General features: G+C 63.0%; 16 protein-coding genes and 1 pseudogene. 7 read left to right on the top strand and 10 right to left on the bottom strand.

What is annotated here, in order from left to right:
• Positions 1-182: 182 nt before the first annotated feature.
• Together AAC071_RS02740 and AAC071_RS02745 are read left to right on the top strand one after the other, a co-directional pair.
• Positions 183-1,025: pseudogene (locus AAC071_RS02740) on the top strand (ABC transporter substrate-binding protein); the annotation flags it as partial.
• 144 nt (positions 1,026-1,169) lie between these two features.
• Complete coding sequence (locus AAC071_RS02745; protein WP_339829853.1) at positions 1,170-1,976, top strand: ABC transporter permease subunit; 807 nt, start codon at positions 1,170-1,172, stop codon at positions 1,974-1,976.
• Here the strand turns inward: AAC071_RS02745 and AAC071_RS02750 are convergent.
• From AAC071_RS02750 to AAC071_RS02765, 4 genes are all read right to left on the bottom strand, one after another.
• The gene (locus tag AAC071_RS02750) at positions 1,973-2,458 is read right to left on the bottom strand and encodes a GNAT family N-acetyltransferase (RefSeq protein ID WP_339829748.1); all 486 of its coding nucleotides are present in this window, start codon (positions 2,456-2,458) and stop codon (positions 1,973-1,975) included. The two genes, AAC071_RS02745 and AAC071_RS02750, sit on opposite strands and share 4 nt — an antisense overlap.
• A complete protein-coding gene (locus AAC071_RS02755; RefSeq protein WP_339829750.1) occupies positions 2,455-3,663 on the bottom strand; it encodes an acyl-CoA dehydrogenase family protein in 1,209 nt (402 codons plus the stop codon). The genes AAC071_RS02750 and AAC071_RS02755 overlap by 4 nt, the downstream gene beginning before the upstream one ends.
• A gap of 12 nt (positions 3,664-3,675) precedes the next feature.
• Complete coding sequence (locus AAC071_RS02760) at positions 3,676-3,969, bottom strand: putative quinol monooxygenase (protein ID WP_339829752.1); 294 nt, start codon at positions 3,967-3,969, stop codon at positions 3,676-3,678.
• A gap of 131 nt (positions 3,970-4,100) precedes the next feature.
• The gene (locus AAC071_RS02765) at positions 4,101-4,901 is read right to left on the bottom strand and encodes a crotonase/enoyl-CoA hydratase family protein (protein WP_339829754.1); all 801 of its coding nucleotides are present in this window, start codon (positions 4,899-4,901) and stop codon (positions 4,101-4,103) included.
• A gap of 224 nt (positions 4,902-5,125) precedes the next feature.
• On the opposite strand from AAC071_RS02765, the gene AAC071_RS02770 reads away from it, so the two are divergent.
• Positions 5,126-6,640, top strand: a complete 1,515-nt coding sequence (locus tag AAC071_RS02770) for an ATP-binding protein (RefSeq protein ID WP_339829756.1) — start codon at positions 5,126-5,128, stop codon at positions 6,638-6,640.
• Between the two features lie 14 nt (positions 6,641-6,654).
• Here the strand turns inward: AAC071_RS02770 and AAC071_RS02775 are convergent, their stop codons facing one another.
• The 4 genes from AAC071_RS02775 to AAC071_RS02790 all read right to left on the bottom strand — a co-directional run bounded on the left by AAC071_RS02775 (position 6,655) and on the right by AAC071_RS02790 (position 11,452).
• A complete protein-coding gene (locus AAC071_RS02775) occupies positions 6,655-7,740 on the bottom strand; it encodes an SDR family oxidoreductase (RefSeq protein WP_339829758.1) in 1,086 nt (361 codons plus the stop codon).
• Positions 7,741-7,861: 121 nt separating this feature from the next.
• Complete coding sequence (locus tag AAC071_RS02780; protein WP_339829760.1) at positions 7,862-8,992, bottom strand: acyl-CoA dehydrogenase family protein; 1,131 nt, start codon at positions 8,990-8,992, stop codon at positions 7,862-7,864.
• Positions 8,993-9,031: 39 nt separating this feature from the next.
• Positions 9,032-10,228 carry an acyl-CoA dehydrogenase family protein gene (locus AAC071_RS02785; protein WP_339829762.1) on the bottom strand — a complete coding sequence of 399 codons (1,197 nt, stop codon included), beginning with the start codon at positions 10,226-10,228 and terminating at the stop codon, positions 9,032-9,034.
• A 234-nt stretch (positions 10,229-10,462) separates the two neighbouring features.
• Positions 10,463-11,452 carry a nicotinate-nucleotide--dimethylbenzimidazole phosphoribosyltransferase gene (locus AAC071_RS02790; protein ID WP_339829764.1) on the bottom strand — a complete coding sequence of 330 codons (990 nt, stop codon included), beginning with the start codon at positions 11,450-11,452 and terminating at the stop codon, positions 10,463-10,465.
• Between the two features lie 77 nt (positions 11,453-11,529).
• Between AAC071_RS02790 and AAC071_RS02795 the strand changes: the two genes are divergently transcribed.
• Complete coding sequence (locus AAC071_RS02795) at positions 11,530-11,766, top strand: DUF1289 domain-containing protein (protein ID WP_339829766.1); 237 nt, start codon at positions 11,530-11,532, stop codon at positions 11,764-11,766.
• A gap of 407 nt (positions 11,767-12,173) precedes the next feature.
• On the opposite strand, the gene cobA is transcribed toward AAC071_RS02795, so the two are convergent.
• Entirely contained in the window at positions 12,174-13,082 is a 909-nt protein-coding gene (gene cobA / locus AAC071_RS02800) for a uroporphyrinogen-III C-methyltransferase (protein ID WP_339829768.1), read from the bottom strand.
• Between the two features lie 122 nt (positions 13,083-13,204).
• Here cobA and AAC071_RS02805 point away from each other — a divergent pair, with 122 nt between their 5' ends.
• The 3 genes from AAC071_RS02805 to AAC071_RS02815 all read left to right on the top strand — a co-directional run bounded on the left by AAC071_RS02805 (position 13,205) and on the right by AAC071_RS02815 (position 16,594).
• On the top strand, positions 13,205-13,900 hold the full coding sequence (locus AAC071_RS02805) for a TIGR02281 family clan AA aspartic protease (RefSeq protein ID WP_339829770.1): 696 nt from the start codon (positions 13,205-13,207) through the stop codon (positions 13,898-13,900).
• Between the two features lie 65 nt (positions 13,901-13,965).
• Positions 13,966-15,465 (top strand): phosphomannomutase/phosphoglucomutase, encoded by a 1,500-nt coding sequence (locus AAC071_RS02810; RefSeq protein WP_339829772.1) that lies wholly within the window; start codon positions 13,966-13,968, stop codon positions 15,463-15,465.
• Between the two features lie 31 nt (positions 15,466-15,496).
• On the top strand, positions 15,497-16,594 hold the full coding sequence (locus AAC071_RS02815; protein WP_339829774.1) for a phospholipase: 1,098 nt from the start codon (positions 15,497-15,499) through the stop codon (positions 16,592-16,594).
• Here AAC071_RS02815 and AAC071_RS02820 read toward each other — a convergent pair.
• On the bottom strand, positions 16,591-17,424 hold the full coding sequence (locus AAC071_RS02820) for a sulfite exporter TauE/SafE family protein (RefSeq protein ID WP_339829776.1): 834 nt from the start codon (positions 17,422-17,424) through the stop codon (positions 16,591-16,593). The two genes, AAC071_RS02815 and AAC071_RS02820, sit on opposite strands and share 4 nt — an antisense overlap.
• Positions 17,425-17,443: the final 19 nt, after the last annotated feature.

The following is a 17,443-nucleotide window of genomic DNA, read 5'->3' on the forward strand; positions in this document are numbered from 1 at the left end:
GGGAACCTTCCGGGTTCCCCTTTTTCTTCGGCCATACCGGATTGGCAAAGCGGAAATGCGATCCCTATAGTGCTGGAATGCCGATCCGGTTCCTCTTCGCAGTTGCGGCCCTTTTTCTTGCGACCGGCGGAGTTTCCTCCGCTTCCGCCGCCGCGGCGACTTGCGAGATCGACCGGCCGGTGATGTTTGGCGGGCTCGACTGGGATTCCAACGCCTTTCATACAGAACTTGCGCGCCTCATCATCGAACGCGGCTATGGCTGCGACACGGATGTGCTGCCTGGCTCAACGCTGCCGCTTATCACTGGCCTTGGGCGGGGCGACATCGACGTGCTGATGGAAGTCTGGCGCGACAATGTTACCGAGCCGTGGAACGACGCATTGCAAGCGGGGACCGTGGTTTCGCTCGGCACGAATTTTCCGGACGCCGTGCAGGGCTGGTATGTGCCGCGCTATGTGATCGAGGGCGACGCGGCGCGCGGCATCGAACCCATGGCACCTGGCCTTCGCTCGGTTTCCGATCTCAAACAACATGCGCCGCTCTTTCGCGATCCGGAGCAGCCGGACAAGGGACGGTTCTACAATTGCATTCTCGGCTGGAGCTGCGAGGAGCAGAGCACCCGCAAGCTCAAGGGATATGGGCTCGACCGGTTCTACACCAACTTCCGGCCCGGAACCGGCGCAGCGCTCGCCGCCGCCATCGCCTCCGCCCATGAGCGGGGCGAGCCTGTCGTTGCCTATTACTGGGGTCCGACATGGGTTCTCGGCGCCTTCGATCTCGTGAAGCTTGAAGAGCCAGCCTGGTCCGAAGCGGCGTGGAACGCTTTCAACGCAGATCCCGCGCGCAATCCGCCCGTCGCCTTCCCGACCGTTGAGGTGATTATCGGCGCAAATGCCGACTTCGTGGAGAAAGCGCCCGAGATTTCCGCCTTCCTGCGATCCTATGAGACCACGGGACAGATGGTAAGCGAGGCGCTTGCCTATATGCAGGCGAACGAGGAAGTATCCGCGCGTGACGCCGCGCTTCACTTCATCGAGACGCGGCCCGATGTCTGGCAGCAATGGCTGGCGCCCGAGATCGCGGATCGCGTGACCGGCGAAAAGGAAGCAGTGGCCAAAAGTTTTCCGGCGGCGCTCGAATTTCCCCTCGAGCAATGGGTCAATCTCGCGATGAAGAGCTTCGTTGCCGAGTACGGCAATGCCTTCCACGCGGCAAGCGGCTGGCTCCTTGCCGTCATCGTGGCGCTGGAATCGGCGCTTGGTTTCCTGCCCTGGTGGATCATTATTCTGGCAATCGCCGGCGCCGCCTGGCATGCCTCGCGGCGGATCGTGCTTCCCGTTGCACTGGCGGCACTGATGTTTCTCATCGGCATGCTGGGGCTCTGGGATCTTGCGATACAGACGCTGGCGCTGATGCTCGTTTCAGCTTTCATCACGGTGCTGATCGGGCTGCCACTCGGCATTGCGATGGCGTCGAGCGATCCCGGGCGGCGAATCATGCTGCCCGTGCTCGATGCGATGCAGACGATGCCGAGCTTCGTCTACCTGATCCCGGCGCTGATGCTGTTCGGTCTCGGCAAGGTACCCGCCGTCTTCGCGACGGTCATCTACGCGACGCCGCCGCTGATCCGGCTTGTCGATCTCGGCTTGCGAACGGTGGACCGGCAGCTCGTCGAAGTCGCCGCAGATCTCGGCGCCGACAGATGGCGCCTCCTTTTCGACATCAAGCTGCCGCTGGCGCTCCCCAGCATCATGGCGGGCATCAACCAGACGACGATGCTGGCCTTGTCGATGGTCGTGATCGCCTCGATGATCGGCGCGCGCGGTCTCGGCGAGGAAGTGTTACTCGGCATCCAGCGGCTCGATGTCGGGCGCGGGCTCGCGGCGGGCATCGCCATCGTCGCACTCGCGATCGTGTTCGACCGGATCACGCAGGCCTATGGGCGAACGAAAGCGGAGAAGGCACCGCCGCGCTAGAGGGCCTTCTCCATCCGCCAGACAAGTTGCGGCATGCGGCCCTCCATTGTGCCGATTTCGGTGCCGACCTCGCCTGTGACGCACCAGCCGTATTTCTCGTAGAAACGTCGCGCGCGCGCATTTCCAACCTGGCATTGCAGCCAGATGCGGCTGTGCCCTGCCCGCTTCAGTTCATCTTCGGCGGCGGCAAGCAGCAGCGGCGCGGCGCCCCGGCCGTGCCAGGCAGGCAGCACAAAAACCTGCGCGATGCCGTCGCCCTCCCAGCGTATGAAGCCGACAAGTTCGCTGCCGGCGCAGGCGACGATGCAATCGCAATCCCCGCCTTCCATGCGCTGCTCGAAAAATTCAAATGGACGTCCGGCCGCAATATCCGGTGTCAACTGCGCATGGCCTGCATGCCAGCCGTCGTGCCAAACGCGCGCGAGCGCCGGAATGTCTCCGGCGCTCGCTTGCCTGATCGTCAGATTGACGGCGGTGCTCAAAGGCCGAGCACTGCTTTCGCCATGATGTTGCGCTGGACCTCGTTCGAGCCCGCATAGATCGACGCCTTGCGCAGCGAGAAATAGTAAGGCGCAACGGTGAAGGCGTTTTTCGGTCCGATGTCGGGTTCGTTGGTCTCGATCATGCCATCCTCCACGAAGGGGATGGTGTAGTGACCGAGCACTTCAACCGCGAGCTGCGAGACCGCCTGCTGGATTTCCGTGCCGCGGCACTTCAGCAGCGAGGATTCCGGACCTACATTTCCACCGGTCGAGAGCGCGGAGAAGATGCGCAGTTCCGTAAACTCCATCGCGACGATCTGCGACTCGAGATCGGCGACACGGGCCTTGAATTCCGGATCGTCAGCAAGTACGCCGCCATCGACCATCGTCTCCCTGGCCATCTTCCGGGCCTTGTCAAGACCACGATAAAGACCCGCAGAATAAGGATTGCCGCGCTCGAATTCGAGCAGGTACTTGGCGTAGGTCCAGCCCTTGTTCTCCTCACCGACGCGATTTTCGATCGGGACCTTCACATCAGTGAAAAAGACCTGGTTGACTTCCTGATGCGGTCCTGGCGTGCCATCGAGCAGCACCAGCGGCTCCACCTTGACGCCGGGCGTCTTCATGTCGATCAGCAGGAAGGAAATGCCTTCCTGCGGCTTACCCTCCTTCGAGGTGCGGACGAGACAGAAGATCCAGTCGGCCCATTGCGCCACCGAGGTCCAGATCTTCGAACCGTTGACCAGATAGTGGTCGCCCTTGTTCTCGGCCTTTGTCTGCAGCGAGGCAAGGTCGGAACCCGCGCCCGGTTCGGAATATCCCTGACACCACAGCACATTGGTTTCGAGGATGTCCGGCAGGAAGCGCTTCTTCTGTTCAGGCGTACCGAACTTCATGATGACAGGCGCCACCATGGTCGGCCCGAAAGGAATAGTGTGCGGCACGCCAGCGCGGCCCATCTCCACGTCGAAGATATATTTCTGAGAGGCGGTGAAGCCCGGTCCGCCATATTCGGTTGGCCAGTTGGGCGCGAGCCAGCCTCTCTTCGCCAGCGCCTTCTGCCACTTCACATGGTTTTCCTTGTCCATGTAGCCATGTTTCGAACGTGCGTGCTTCGCACGCATTTCGGGCGTGTAGCTCTCCGCGATGAACTGGCGGACTTCCTGACGGAATGCCTCGTCTTCCTTGCTGAACGAAAGATCCATGATATTTCCCGCTTACACCTTGTCGAGAAAGAGCAGCGTCGGCGCACCGCCGAGCACGGCACCGAGCGACGGACCGGCAGCACGGAAATATTCGGTTTTGCCGTGTGCATCGAGGTCGGCCTGGGACGCGTATTGCTCCATCACGACATAGGTCGATGGTTCGGACTTCGACTTGAAGAAATCATACTGCAGGCAACCCTTCTCGTTAGCCCTGACCTTCTCGCGCAGGGCACCGAAGACCTTCTCGAATTCGGATTCCTTGCCGGGCTGCACTTTCAGGGTCGCCACGACACCGATGACACTCATGTTCCGCTCCCTTTTCCGATTGCCGTCATTGTTGTTGCCGGGACTTTAGGCGCAAAGCCGTGAGGCATCAATGTCCACGCTGCCCCGGCCTGTTCGCGCCGCAGCCTGGCCCTGTTCAAAATCGAACCCTTTCACTCGCCCTTGTAGGCCGGCGGCCGCTTGTCGAAAAAGGCGTCCAGCGCCTCATGGTGATCCTTCGTGTGATGAGCCAGCGCCTGCATGGAGGCCGAGAGTTCCATCACCGTGTCGAAGGAGGTCAGCATGCCCTGCCGCAGCAACTGTTTTGTCATGCGCAGAACATCCGGCGGCTGGTTGCAGATCTTCGCCGCAACCTCATTGGCCCGATCCATCAGCGCGGCGGCCGGCACGACTTCGGATACCAGACCCCAATCCCTTGCTGTGGCAGCATCGATTGTGTCGCCCGTATAGAGGAGCTCCGAGGCGCGGGCCATGCCGATGATGCGCGGCAACAGCCAGGCACCGCCATCGCCGGGAATAAGGCCGATTTTCAGGAAGGTCGCGCCAAAAATGGCATTCTCGGCAGCAATCCGCGTGTCGGCGAGACAGGCAACGTCATTGCCAAGGCCGATCGCCGGACCGTTGACCGCGGCGATCACCGGCACCTCAATGCCCCATACCGATCTTACGATCCGATGTATGCCGTTGCGGTATCGCTCGCGAATATGGACGCCCGGACCGCCGAAACCATCTCCGCCCTCGCGCATGGCCTTGACGTTTCCGCCGGCCGAAAAGGCCTTGCCGGCCCCGGTCAGGATCACGCAGCGCACGCCCCTGTCCGCATTGATGCGGGCCGCAGCGGCCGTGAAATTGTCGGCATCCTCCGGCGCACCCAGCGGGTTGCGGCTCTCCGGCCGGTTGATGGTCAGGGTAACGACCGGGCCGTCTTTCTCGAAAATCAGGGGATCGCTCATTGCTGGATTGCCTCTTTCCTGTGCATTTCTCGGCGGCCAGATGACCGCGCGCATTCCTTCGGCATTTGTGCCGTATTTGCGCGGAATTATGCAGCTTTAACCACGTATTGGAAAACCTTGTTAAGACTTTTCGCCGAGGCTTGGCCAATGATTTCGGGGGAGCCCCTGCGCCATCAGGCCGGGGCGCGGGCGCCTCAACGGCAGGACGCCAAAAAGGCAGGCACATGGCATTGGACGAGGCATCACGGAACACGGCGCCGGATGCGGGCGCGGACGGCAGCTTTTTCGGGGCCGCGTCCGCAGAGCCGCGCCGCCCCGGCCTCCGCGCCTACTTAGCGACCGTGACCAATGGCGGTGCCGAGCTCACCCCCAAGGCGCGGCTTGCCCAGCTCCAGACGCTGGCTGAATCGCAAGTCAGCATGCCGTATGTGCTTTTGGCGCTACTCGCCGTTTTCGGTCTCAGTCATGCCTATATCGTTGCCTGGCCGATAATCGCCCTGTGGATCGGCGCCATGACGATCTTGCAGCTAGCAACCCATTTCACGGCACGACATTTTCTCAGAACTAAACCCGACCCGGACGATGCCAATCGCTGGCGCTGGCGCTTCGAAACACTTACGGCGCTCTTTTCAGTCAGCTTCTCCTCGATCCTGTTTCTCTTCTGGCAACCGGATGACCTCTTCCATCAGACCTACCTGATTTCGTCCGTCACGATCGCGCTGGTGCCGATGACGCTGGTAACGGTCTTCTACTTTCCGGTCTTCTACTGGACCGTTCTGCCCACGATCTGCATCCTGGGGACGCGAATCGCGCTTTACGGCGAGGCGTTCCATTTTGCGATTGTCGGGGTGCTCGTTGCTTTCACTCTCCTACTCGTCAAGCTTGCCGCCCAGGTCAACAAGGCCATGCAACGCGCGACCGTGCTGCGCGAAGACAAGAATGCGCTGATCGACCAGCTCTTCAAGGCCAAGCGCGATTCCGATGCGGCACGCGCGCGCGCCGAAGAAGCCAACCGCGCCAAGTCGCATTTCCTCGCCAATATGAGCCACGAGCTGCGGACGCCGCTCAACGCCATTATCGGCTTCTCCGAAGTCATGTCGTCCGAAATCTTCGGCAAGCACGTCGTGGCGACCTACAAGGAATATGCTGACGATATCAATCGCTCAGGTCAGCATCTTCTCGGTCTGATCAACGACGTTCTTGACCTTTCGCGCATCGAGGCGGGACGTTTCCAGATCTCCGAAGAAGACGTCGACATCGTGCAGCTTGCCGAAGACAGCCGCCGGATTCTCGAAATCCGCGCGCAAGGCCAGCGGGTGACGATCGCCACGACATTCGAGCAGAACCTGCCCATTTTCCATGGCGATGCGCGCGCGATGCGGCAGACCTGGATCAATCTCCTGACCAACGCGATCAAGTTCTCGCCACCCGGCTCGGAGGTCCGCATGTTCGCCCACATGGAACCCAATGGCGAAATGCGCTTCGGAGTTCACGACAACGGGCCCGGTATCGCCGAATCCGAGATCGACAAGGTAATGCATGCCTTCACCCAGGGCGCGTCGGGGCTCGCGCAGCCGGGCAAGGGTTCAGGTCTCGGCCTTTCAATCGTCAAAGGCCTTCTGGCGGTCCATGGCGGTCGCTTCGAACTGAAGAGCAAGCTCGGCGAGGGAACACAGGCCGAATGCGTGTTGCCGCCGCAACGCCTTCGCCGGGCCGTACCGGACCGCCGATCGGCCTGAGTCCAGCCCAACGGCTAGCACGGTGGCAGCAAGCGTTTTTCCTGAAACAGACGAAACCACTTTCGGAACATCTCTTCCGTGTCGATCACGTCATGGAAGCCGGCCTTTCGCAGCGCTATGGTCGAAACGATGGCAGCCGGTACTTCGCGCGCGGCACCATAGGCCATCGTGAAATCCGCATAGTGAAAGGACTCGCCCACAAACGCGTTCATATCCGGCGCGACGAGATCGTATTTCCTCTTCACCGCGTCCCAATCGGCTGCGCGCCTCGGCATTTCGGCGCCAAGCGACATGGCCGCATCCGGTCCCGGCTTCATGCCAAGCGCATCGGCGATGGCAGACCAGACATTCTTCCAGACGAAGACGTCACCATTGGTGATGTTGAAAATCGCGTTCTCCTGCCGGTCGCGGACGCCTGCCCAGGCGATGGCGTCGGCAAGGAGATCGGCATCGACGGCTTCAAGCACGGACGATGAACCACCTGGATAGCAAAGCGGCCTGCCTTCCTCCTTCAACAGGGCGGCATAAACACCGATGGCGGGGATCAGGTTCATTGCCGCGCCGAGCGAAAAACCGAAAACGATCTGCGGACGAAAGATCGTCCAGTGCCAGTCACGGCCTTGTTGCTTCGTACGGATATAGCTTTCCTGGTCCCAATAAAAATTGGGCTGCTCCTTCAACTCCGAACGGTTTTCGCGGGCGGGCACGGCCAGCGGGCGGACATGCGCACCATAGGCCTTGGTCCCCTGCAAGAGCGAAACATGGCGGAGACGCGGCGTCACCTTTTCCAGCGGGTCGAAAAAATTCTCGAGCATGCGCCGGTTGGTCTCGATCTGATCCGCCTCGAGCCAGCCCGCCACGAGGCCGGGCTTTTCGTAGAGGGCGGCATAGACCACGCGTGTGACATCGGTCATGGCGGACAGCGTGTCGGCACAGGCGGCACGGTCGGTGAGGTCGAGCGCGACATGACGGGCGCCGAAGGTCTCGAAGGGCTTTCGGCGCGAAACCGCCGTCACCTTGTAACCCCGCGTGGCGAAATGCTTCATCGCTGCAAAACCGACAAGTCCCGTGGCGCCCGCAATCAGAACATGTTCCTGCATGCTTCCCTCCTGTTGCCGATGTCCGTGCCGAGCCTAGGCGCAGGAGCGGGGTGCGGTCAAAAAGCACCAAAGAAAAAGGCCGCTCCGGGGAGCGGCCTTGATCGTTTCGGTCCGATGCCAGTTACGCGGCTTCGGAATAGCGCTTCAGCTGATAATCGACATTCCCGAACTGGGTGTCGATCATGGTCAGGCGCTTGAAGTAGTGGCCGACATTGAGTTCGTCGGTCATGCCCATGCCACCGTGAAGCTGCACGGCCTGCTGGCCGACGAAGCGGCCCGCCTTGCCGATCTGCACCTTGGCACCGGCCGCCGCCTTGACGCGTTCGGCCTCGCTTTCGGCGAGCTTCAGGTTGACCATGTAGGTCATCGACACCGACTGCTCGTGGGCCATGAACATGTCGACCATGCGGTGCTGCAGAACCTGGAACTTGCCGATGGGGACACCGAACTGCTTGCGCGTCTTGCAGTATTCGACGGTGGCCGTATTGAGTTCCTTCATGCAGCCGATGGCTTCGGCCGAGAGTGCCGCGATCGCCTCGTCGGTGATCTTCTCGACGAGCGGCAAACCTTTGCCCTCGGCACCGATCAGCGCGTCGGCGCCGACCTTGACGTTCTCGAAAGTGATTTCCGAGGCGCGGCGCCCATCGACCGTCGGGTAGTCGCGAGCCGAAACGCCGGCTGCCGACTTGTCGACGATGAAGACAGAAACACCGTCGCGGTCACGCTGGCCACCGGAGGTGCGCGCCGTCATGATCAGTTTCTGGGCCCAGGGGGCGCCCAGCACCACGGCCTTGTAGCCATTGATCGTGTAGCCCGCGCCGTCCTTCTTCGCAGTCGTGGTCAGATCGGCCAGATTGTAGCGGCCTTGCGGTTCGGCATAGGCGAAGGCCCAGACCGTCTCACCGCCGATAATGCCAGGAATATGCGCTTCCTGCTGCTCTTTCGACCCGCCCTCGCGGAGGAAACCACCCGCGATCACGACCGTTTCGACATAAGGCTCGATCACAAGATGACGGCCAAACTCTTCCATGATGATCATGTTCTCGATGGCGCCGCCGCCAAGGCCGCCGAGCTCCTCGGAGAAGGGCGCGGCCAGCAGGCCGAGTTCGGCAAACTGCGCCCAGATTTCCGGGCGCCAGCCTTCGGCCGTCTTCGTCACCTTGCGGCGCGTGTCGAAGTCGTATTTGTCGGCAAGCAGGCTCTGCACCGTGTTGCGCAGCAGCGTCTGTTCCTCTGTGAACGAAAAATCCATCTCGTGACCTTCCCCTTGATGTTCTTGCGTTCCGAAGCCTCAGAGGCCCAGAACCATTTTTGCGATGATGTTGTGCTGGATCTCGTTCGATCCGCCATAGATCGAGGTCTTGCGCATGTTGAAATAATCCTGCGCGGTGCCGGTACTGTAATCCGGACCGGGAACGAATTCGTTGCCGGTGACTTCCATGCGCGGCGCCTGAACCAGTGCGTAATTGCCGACCGCTTCAACCGCCAGTTCCGTGATGCGCTGCTGGATTTCGGTGCCCTTGATCTTCAGGATCGAGGCCTCGGGACCAGGCCCCCTGCCCTTGCTCTCGGCGGCCAGCGTGCGCAGTTCCGTCACTTCGAGCGCCGAGAGGTCGATTTCGAGTTCGGCGACCTTGCGCGAGAACTCATCGGTCTTCATCAGCGGCGCGCCGTCGATCAACTCGGCGTTGGCAATGTTCTTCAGACGTTCGATGGCCTTCTTCGAACGCGCCACGCCGGCGATGCCGGAGCGCTCGTTGCCGAGCAGGAACTTGGCATAGGTCCAGCCCTTGTTCTCCTCGCCGATCAGATTTTCGACCGGCACCTTGACGTCTTCGAGGAAGACCTCGTTGACCTCGTGCGAGCCGTCCATCGTGATGATCGGACGCACGGTGATGCCCGGCGTCTTCATGTCGATCAGCAGAAAGGAAATGCCTTCCTGTGCCTTGACGTTCGGATCGGTGCGGACGAGACAGAACATCCAGTCGGCGAACTGCGCCAGCGTCGTCCATGTCTTGCCGCCATTGACGATGTAGTGGTCGCCCTCGCGTACCGCCTTGGTCCGCAGGCTGGCAAGGTCGGAACCCGAACCGGGCTCGGAATAGCCCTGACACCACCAGTCGTCGCCCGAGAGAATGCCGGGCAGGAAGCGCTTCTTCTGTTCCTCGTTGCCGAAGGTGTAGATCACGGGACCGACCATCGAGAGACCGAAGGGCAGGAGCGGCGAGGTTTCGGCACGCGCATTTTCCTCATTCCAGATATAGCGCTGCGTGATCGTCCAGCCGGTACCGCCATATTCGACCGGCCAGTGCGGGACGATCCAGCCCTTCTTGTAGAGGATGCGATGCCAGCGGAGGATATCTTCCTTCGACATTTCGCCGCGCGAACGGCGGGCACCGCCCCTCAGTTCCTGCGGGTAGTTGCTGGCAATGAACTCGCGAACCTCGTCGCGAAAGGCGAGTTCTTCGGGGGAAAAGCGCATATCCATAGAGTCGACCTCCAAAGTGGCAGCGCGCGGGCGGTCTCTGCCCCCCGCGCTTCACGCCGGCCTAATGTTTTCCTGGTCCGGTGCCGCCCGTCCGGGGGACCAAGCCCCCGTCGATCCCGCGTGCCGAGACGCCATTTTGGCGGTGATAATAGTCCCAAAGGTCCCTGTTGCAAGGGCAGGGGCTCCTATGCGGCGATCGGGGCGCTGTTCGGTTTTGAACGGTGACACAAGCCTTCATGGGCTCCAGCGCTGCGACCGCGTCGCCATGCCGCAATGGATCGCGGCAGCGGATCTGACCAGGGCGATGGCAAGCGCGGCGCCGGCCCCCTCTTCCGAGGTCAGCCCCGTCCGGAGCAGCGGCTCCTTGCCGAGTTCCTCCAACAATCGCGCATGGGCCGGTTCCCCCGAGCAATGGGCCGCAAGGCAATGATCGAGCGCGCCGGGCTTCAGCCTGTGCAGCACGGCCGCTGCCGTGCAGACCACGAAACCGTCGAGCAGGACGGGGATGCGCTGGTAGCGGGCGGCGAGTATCGCGCCGGCGATGGCTGCAAATTCACGACCGCCGACGCGGCGCAGCGCTTCCAGCGGATCGGCGAGATGCCCCTCATGCGTGGCAAGCGCCGCGGCGACGGCGCCGCTCGCGAAATCGGAATCATCCGTCCGGTCTGCCGGTCTGCCGCCGAAAAGAGCCGCCGCGAGCGCGGCGGCAGCGACGCGTCCGCCCTCGCCCGCCGCGCCGATACAGAGGAGGTCGGTGCCGCCGGCAATCGCCTCCATGCCGAAGGCCATGGTAGCCGCGCAGGCCGCTTCGGAGAGCGCCGCCTCAGTGCGGATGTCGGGCACGGGCATGTCGAGCGCGAGGTCGAAGACCTTGAGGCCTGCTTCGGCCTGCAGCGCTACCTGATTCACGGCCGCGCCTCCGGCCGCAAAGAGCTCGACGAGACGATGGGTTGCATGTGCGTCAGCACCGGGTATGTCGGCGGCAATGCCGTGCGTCGCGGCGAAGATCGCGACAAGCGGGCGCGTGACGGCGGGTTTCGGGTTGGCTTGCCAGGCGGCCATCCATTCGGCGATGTCGGCGAGGCGGCCGAGCGAACCCTCGGGCACTGCGAGATCGCGCGTTCGCGCCCGCGCCGTGGCGCGCGCCGCCTCATCCGCTTGCGGCAGGCCGGCCAGCAGGTTGCGGATGTCGTCGAAAGGCAGGCCGGTGGCGGCGCGGGTCATGTTTGAACTCGCCATGGGAAATCGGTTCGTCCGCTCTATACTCCGTCGCATCGTCGCCCGGAACCCGGAAAAGCCGTTTGACCTATTCGAAGCCGATCAAAAGCCCTTGCCTCAGCATCTGCGCCGTCGACGGCCGCGCCAATGCCTGTGTCGGGTGCGGGCGGACGCTGAAGGAGATCGCCGGCTGGTCGCGCATGAGCGACGGCGAGCGCGACACCGTGTTGCGCGCCCTTCCGGCGCGCATCGCGGCGCTGGGCGAGAAGGCGACGGCACCCGAAGAGGCGCTCGCGAAGATCGCCGCCGCGCTCGACTAGAAATACGCCACGCACGCAACGAAGGCCCCGTGACGCGATCCTTCCGGGGTTTCGGCACGCAACAGAAAGAAGGATGCGCGGGGCGCATATTGAACTCGACCGCACATGTTTCATGTGACATGTGGCACATGCAAGAGGCGGCTTCGTGCCCGCCCCGCGCGTTGCGGATTTATGGTCCGAGCAACCATCCATGACATCCAGCCGCTTTTATCGGCGGTGGCGCCCCCGGGTCGTAGTGCCCGGCTCACTCCTCGGTCCTCCCGGGGAACGTGGTCTGGCACCACAATCCGCGGGACCGCAACCCCCTCTCCACGCATTCGGCCAGTCCGGACGCGCCCTTCGGTGGAGCGAGATGAACCTAATATGGGGGCGGTTTGAGGGGTGGAGATAAGTTTTTTTCGGGGTGGTCAGCCCACGTCCTTTTTCGCGCGGGCGTTGAGCGGATCGCGCTTCAGAATGCGGCCTTCCAGCGCCCCGAGCCAGTCGAGGCCTTCGCGCAGGCGCACCACATCGCCGATGACGATGATGGCGGGGGCCTTGAAGTTCGCGCGGGCGACATCTACCGCCGCGGTACCGAGCGTCGTTTCGAGAACCTGCTGGTCCTTCAGCGTCGCGTTGCGGACCAGGGCCACCGGCTCATCGGCGCAGCGGCCGTTTTCGATCAGCAGTTTCGAAATCGCGCCGAGATGCGAGAGCGCCATGTAGAGAACGATGACCGGCGAGCCTTTGGCGATCGACGGCCAGTCGAGATTTTCGGGTACCGCGCCGCCCGCCATGTGGCCGGTGACAAAGGTCACCGCGTGGTTGATGTCGCGATGCGTGACCGGGATGCCGGCATAGCCGAGGCCGCCGACGCCGGCGGTGACGCCCGGCACAAGGCGGAAGGGAACGCCCGCATCGACCAGCGCCAGGGCTTCCTCGCCGCCGCGGCCGAAGACGAAGGGATCGCCGCCCTTCAGGCGCAGCACGCGCTTGCCGGCCCGTGCCAGCTCGATGAGCCGCGCCGAGATGTCGCGCTGTTTCGGGCTCGGCTTGCCGCCGCGCTTGCCGGAATATTCAAGCTTCGCGCGGGGATCCGCGAATTGCAGCACGGTCTCGTCAACCAGCGCGTCATAGACGACGACATCGGCCTGTTTCAGCGCATTGAGCGCATGAAGCGTCAGCAGGCCCGGATCGCCCGGACCCGCGCCGACCAGCCACACCCAGCCCGGCTCGAAAGCCGGCAGCGCCAGCGTCGAGACGGCTTCGTCCGCGACATCCGGCACCCGCTTCGCTTTCCGGTTCCCGGTCAGGGATATGACTTTGTGCCCGGTCATTTCACTTAATTTTTTCGGTGTTTATCTTTCAAGGCAACCATAGCATGTAAATAAGAGCTTGTCGCGATCGTGCCAAGGCCGGGATTACGGATTTCTCACACAATCCGCCCTACATTAGGACCATGAGACAGAACAACTGGACATGGGCGGCGCTGCTGCTTCTGGCGCTGGTGGCGCTGCTGCTGTTCCTCAACAGCCGCTTTCCCGGCGCACTGGACAGCGAGGACGCGCAGATGCGGCTGGTGCACAGCCTGCTGCTGCTGGCGCTGGTGGGCGGCAGCCTGGTGCTGGGCTGGCGCGAGCGGGCCGGCCTCGCGCTCAAGCAGGCGCTGATCTGGATCGCCATCGCGATGGCGCTCGTCGTCGGGTACAGCTACAGCGACGTCTTCATGGATATGGGCGACCGCACGCGCACGGCGCTGGTGCCGACGGTGCCGGTCGAGAGCGAGCCCGGCACGGCCTATCTGTCGCGCAATCTCTCCGGACATTTCCATGCCGACGGGCTGGTCAACGGGACGCATGTGCGGTTCATGGTCGATACCGGCGCCAGCGACATTGCGCTCAGCGCCTCGGATGCGCAGCGCATCGGGCTTGACCTCAACAGTCTGCGCTACACCACGCCCTATCAGACGGCCAATGGCACGATTTACGCGGCGCGCCTGACACTCGACGAAGTCAGTATCGGCGCAATCCGGCTCAACAACGTCACCGCCTCTGTCTCCCGCGAAGGGCTCGGCCAGTCGCTGCTGGGGATGAGCTTCCTCGGACGGCTATCGTCGGTCGAGGTCCGGGGCGAACGGCTTGTCCTGCGCGAATAGCGGGGCTGCATGCGCGGCCAAAGCCCGCTATAACCGCCGCCAGCACCCTGTCTCCCGGAGAGATCATGCCCCTGAAGCCGCGCGCCGACCTCAAACCCAACACGATCGAATTCGAGAACCTGGCGCTCGTTTCGCCCAACGGTTTTCGCGAGTATGACGCGCGCTGGCTGTTCGAGAAGGAAATCAACCTCGTCGGCATCCAGGCGCTGGGGCTCGGGCTCGGGACGCTGATCCATGAGATGGGTGTCAGCCCCCGGATCGCCGTCGGCCACGATTTCCGCTCCTATTCGGTGTCGATCAAGCAGGCACTGGTCATCGGCCTGATGGAAGCGGGCTGCGAGGTTCACGATATCGGGCTGGCGCTTTCACCCGTCGCCTATTTCGCGCAGTTCGCGCTCGATGTGCCCTGCGTCGCCATGGTGACGGCGAGCCACAACGAGAACGGCTGGACCGGCGTCAAGATGGGGGCGCAGCGTCCGCTGACCTTCGGGCCCGACGAAATGACGCGGCTGAAGGAGATCGTGCTGGGCGGCCTCGGGCGCGCGCGCGACGGCGGACGATATATCCGCGTGGGCGACATGGCGGACCGCTACATTGCCGATCTCACCAACCGGCCAAAACTGAAGCGCAAGCTGAAAGTCGTCGCGGCCTGCGGCAACGGCACGGCGGGCGCCTTCGCGCCACAGGTGCTGGCGGGGATCGGCGCCGAAGTGATCCCACTCGATTGCGAACTCGACTGGACGTTCCCGCGCTATAATCCAAATCCGGAAGACATGGAAATGCTCCATGCACTCAGGGACAAGGTGCTGGAGACGGGTGCCGATGTGGGCCTCGGCTTCGACGGCGATGGCGACCGCTGCGGCGTCGTGGACAATACGGGCGAGGAGATTTTCGCCGACAAGGTGGGCGTGATGCTGGCGCGCGATCTCTCCGCGCAATACCCGAACGCGCAATTCGTGGTCGACGTCAAGTCGACCGGACTGTTCCTCACCGATCCGGTGCTGATCGCCAATGGCGCCAAGACCGACTACTGGAAGACCGGACATTCCTATATCAAGCGGCGCGCCCACGAACTCGATGCGCTTGTGGGCTTCGAGAAATCCGGACATTATTTCTTCAATCCGCCGATCGGCCGCGGCTATGACGATGGCCTCGTTTCCGCCATCGCCATTTGCGACATGCTGGACCGCAATCCGGGAAAGACGATGTCGGATCTGCGCGAGGCGCTGCCGAAGACATGGGGCTCGCCCACCATGTCGCCTCATTGTCCGGACGAGAAGAAATATGAAGTCGTGGAGCGGATGGTGAAGCTTTTCGAGGAAATGGAAACGAAGGGCGACAAGCTGCTCGGACAGACGATCCGCGACGTGGTGACAGTGAACGGCGTACGCGTGACGGTGGAAGACGGGACATGGGGACTCGTGCGCGCTTCGTCGAACAAGCCGGGCCTTGTGGTGGTCGTCGAAAGTCCGGCTTCGGAAGCGAACATGCGGGCGATGTTCGCCGAGATCGACAAGCACCTCTCGGCACAGCCGGAAGTCGGCGAATACGATCAGAAGATTTGAAGGCGCCAGCCACCTTACAAGGGGCGCATAGATGTCCGATTCCGACAACGAAGGCCTGATCGACGCCGTCGACGCGCTGCTGCCGGCCTTGTTGCAAGCGCTTGAGGCGCTGGGCTTTATCGCGCGGCATCTGCATCCGCCGCTGATCGGCGAGTTGACCGAACAGATGGGGCCGGTCGAGGCGCGGCTTGCCGAAACACGGGCAACGTTCGATGCGGCGGTGTGGCCGGAGCACCTTGTGCCCTTCCACGATCATGTGCAGGACGCAGCGGAGGCCGCGCGCGCGGCCTTCGCGGCGTTGCGCGCCGCTGGCGAAGCACCGGCCGAGGCGGGCGGCCCGGTCTTCGGCGCCTACCGGGCGCTGCGTTATCTGCCGCGGGCGCTGGAGAGCCTTTATCCCGTCAGCGCGATGCTGCCGCCGGTCAGCCGCTTCTTTCTCAACGAGACGAGGCGCGACGATGCGACGCTGGTCGAATCACTGGCCGAGGGCGCGACGCGCGAGGGAACCGGCGTTCATCATTTCGGCAATGAGAAAGGCCAGCGCGGCGGCTTCTCGCTTTATGTACCGGAGACATACGACGCGGCGCAGCCGCATCCGCTGATCGTTGCGTGCCACGGCGGCAGCGGGCACGGACGCAGCTTCCTGTGGAGCTGGCTCAGCGACGCACGCTCGGCGGGCGCTATCCTGCTGTCGCCAACATCGCTCGACGCCACCTGGTCGCTGATGGAGCCGGAGCAAGACCGCGCCTCGCTCGCGCGAATGATGGCGCATGCAGCCGGGCGCTGGAACATCGACGCCGACCGCATATTGCTCACCGGCATGAGCGACGGCGGCACTTTTACCTATCTCGCCGGGCTTTCTGGTGGGCCCTTCACCCATCTGGCGCCGATGTCGTCGGCCTGGCATCCGATGCTGATGGGCATGGCCGATCCTGCGCGGACCGCGGGACTTCCCGTCTATATTGTGCATGGCGCGCGGGACTGGATGTTTGCCGCCGACATGGCGCGGCTTGCCCAGGCCGAACTTTCAGCGGCGGGCGCGCGCGTCACCTATCGGGAGATCGCGGATCTGTCTCACACTTATCCGGCGGAAGAAAACGCGCGGGTGATCGACTGGTTCCTCGATTAGCCGAAGAGCCGATAGAACATCTGCAGCGATGTCAGCGCCAGGAAGAGCGCGAAGGCGCGGATCAGCGCCTTATGGCTGATCGCATGGGCAATGGCGGCACCCCAGGGCGCGGCCAGCACCGAAAGCGGCGCGATGAGCGCGATTCCGATCAGATTGACATAGCCGAAGCTGAAAGGTGGCAGCAGCGGGTCGTTCCAGCCTGCCCACATGAAGCCGACGACGGCCGGTACGGCAATCAGCACGCCGAGACCCGACGAGGTGGCGACTGCCTCGCGCGGGTTCTTGCCATAGAGCGTCATGAAGCTGACGGCGAAGGTGCCGCCGCCGATACCCATCAGGGCCGAGAGCGCGCCGATGACGCCGGCGACCGAATATTGCACAGGCCTACCCGGCAACTGCGATCCGAGGCGCCAACTTTCCTTGCCGAAGGCGAGATTGGCGGCGACGAGAAGCGCGATGCTTGCGAAGACGCCAGTGAGCGCATCACCGCTCACATAAGCCGCAATCAATGTTCCCACCGCAACGCCCAGCAGAATGGGTAGCGCCCAGCTTCTCAGCATCGGCCGGTCGACCGCACCCTTCTTCGCATGGGCGCGGACGGAGCGGACGGAGGTCAGCACGATGGTGCCGAGCGAGGTACCAACAGCGACGTGCATCCGCACAGCTTCGTCGATGCCGAGCAACGTGAACACATGATAGAGCACGGGCACGATCACGATGCCGCCGCCGACACCGAGAAGACCGGCGAGGACACCTGCGACGAGGCCGGTGACGACGAGGCCCGCGGCAAAGGGCGCGAGTTCCATCAGCGACATGGCCTCGATGTTCATTTTCTGCGGGCTTTCTGAA

It is taken from the genome of uncultured Parvibaculum sp., from assembly GCF_963975745.1.
Classification (GTDB): Bacteria; Pseudomonadota; Alphaproteobacteria; order Parvibaculales; family Parvibaculaceae; genus Parvibaculum.

Bases quoted from the DNA above. Each gene is read 5' to 3' on its own strand.
- AAC071_RS02790 (WP_339829764.1), bottom strand. From the start codon at position 11,452: ATGACCCGCGCCGCCACCGGCCTGCCTTTCGACGACATCCGCAACCTG.
- AAC071_RS02760 (WP_339829752.1), bottom strand. From the start codon at position 3,969: ATGAGTGTCATCGGTGTCGTGGCGACCCTGAAAGTGCAGCCCGGCAAG.
- AAC071_RS02780 (WP_339829760.1), bottom strand. From the start codon at position 8,992: ATGGATTTTTCGTTCACAGAGGAACAGACGCTGCTGCGCAACACGGTG.
- AAC071_RS02805 (WP_339829770.1), top strand. From the start codon at position 13,205: ATGAGACAGAACAACTGGACATGGGCGGCGCTGCTGCTTCTGGCGCTG.
- AAC071_RS02770 (WP_339829756.1), top strand. From the start codon at position 5,126: ATGGCATTGGACGAGGCATCACGGAACACGGCGCCGGATGCGGGCGCG.
- AAC071_RS02755 (WP_339829750.1), bottom strand. From the start codon at position 3,663: ATGGATCTTTCGTTCAGCAAGGAAGACGAGGCATTCCGTCAGGAAGTC.
- AAC071_RS02765 (WP_339829754.1), bottom strand. From the start codon at position 4,901: ATGAGCGATCCCCTGATTTTCGAGAAAGACGGCCCGGTCGTTACCCTG.
- AAC071_RS02815 (WP_339829774.1), top strand. From the start codon at position 15,497: ATGTCCGATTCCGACAACGAAGGCCTGATCGACGCCGTCGACGCGCTG.
- AAC071_RS02775 (WP_339829758.1), bottom strand. From the start codon at position 7,740: ATGCAGGAACATGTTCTGATTGCGGGCGCCACGGGACTTGTCGGTTTT.
- cobA (WP_339829768.1), bottom strand. From the start codon at position 13,082: ATGACCGGGCACAAAGTCATATCCCTGACCGGGAACCGGAAAGCGAAG.
- AAC071_RS02745 (WP_339829853.1), top strand. From the start codon at position 1,170: ATGAAGAGCTTCGTTGCCGAGTACGGCAATGCCTTCCACGCGGCAAGC.
- AAC071_RS02820 (WP_339829776.1), bottom strand. From the start codon at position 17,424: ATGAACATCGAGGCCATGTCGCTGATGGAACTCGCGCCCTTTGCCGCG.
- AAC071_RS02785 (WP_339829762.1), bottom strand. From the start codon at position 10,228: ATGGATATGCGCTTTTCCCCCGAAGAACTCGCCTTTCGCGACGAGGTT.
- AAC071_RS02810 (WP_339829772.1), top strand. From the start codon at position 13,966: ATGCCCCTGAAGCCGCGCGCCGACCTCAAACCCAACACGATCGAATTC.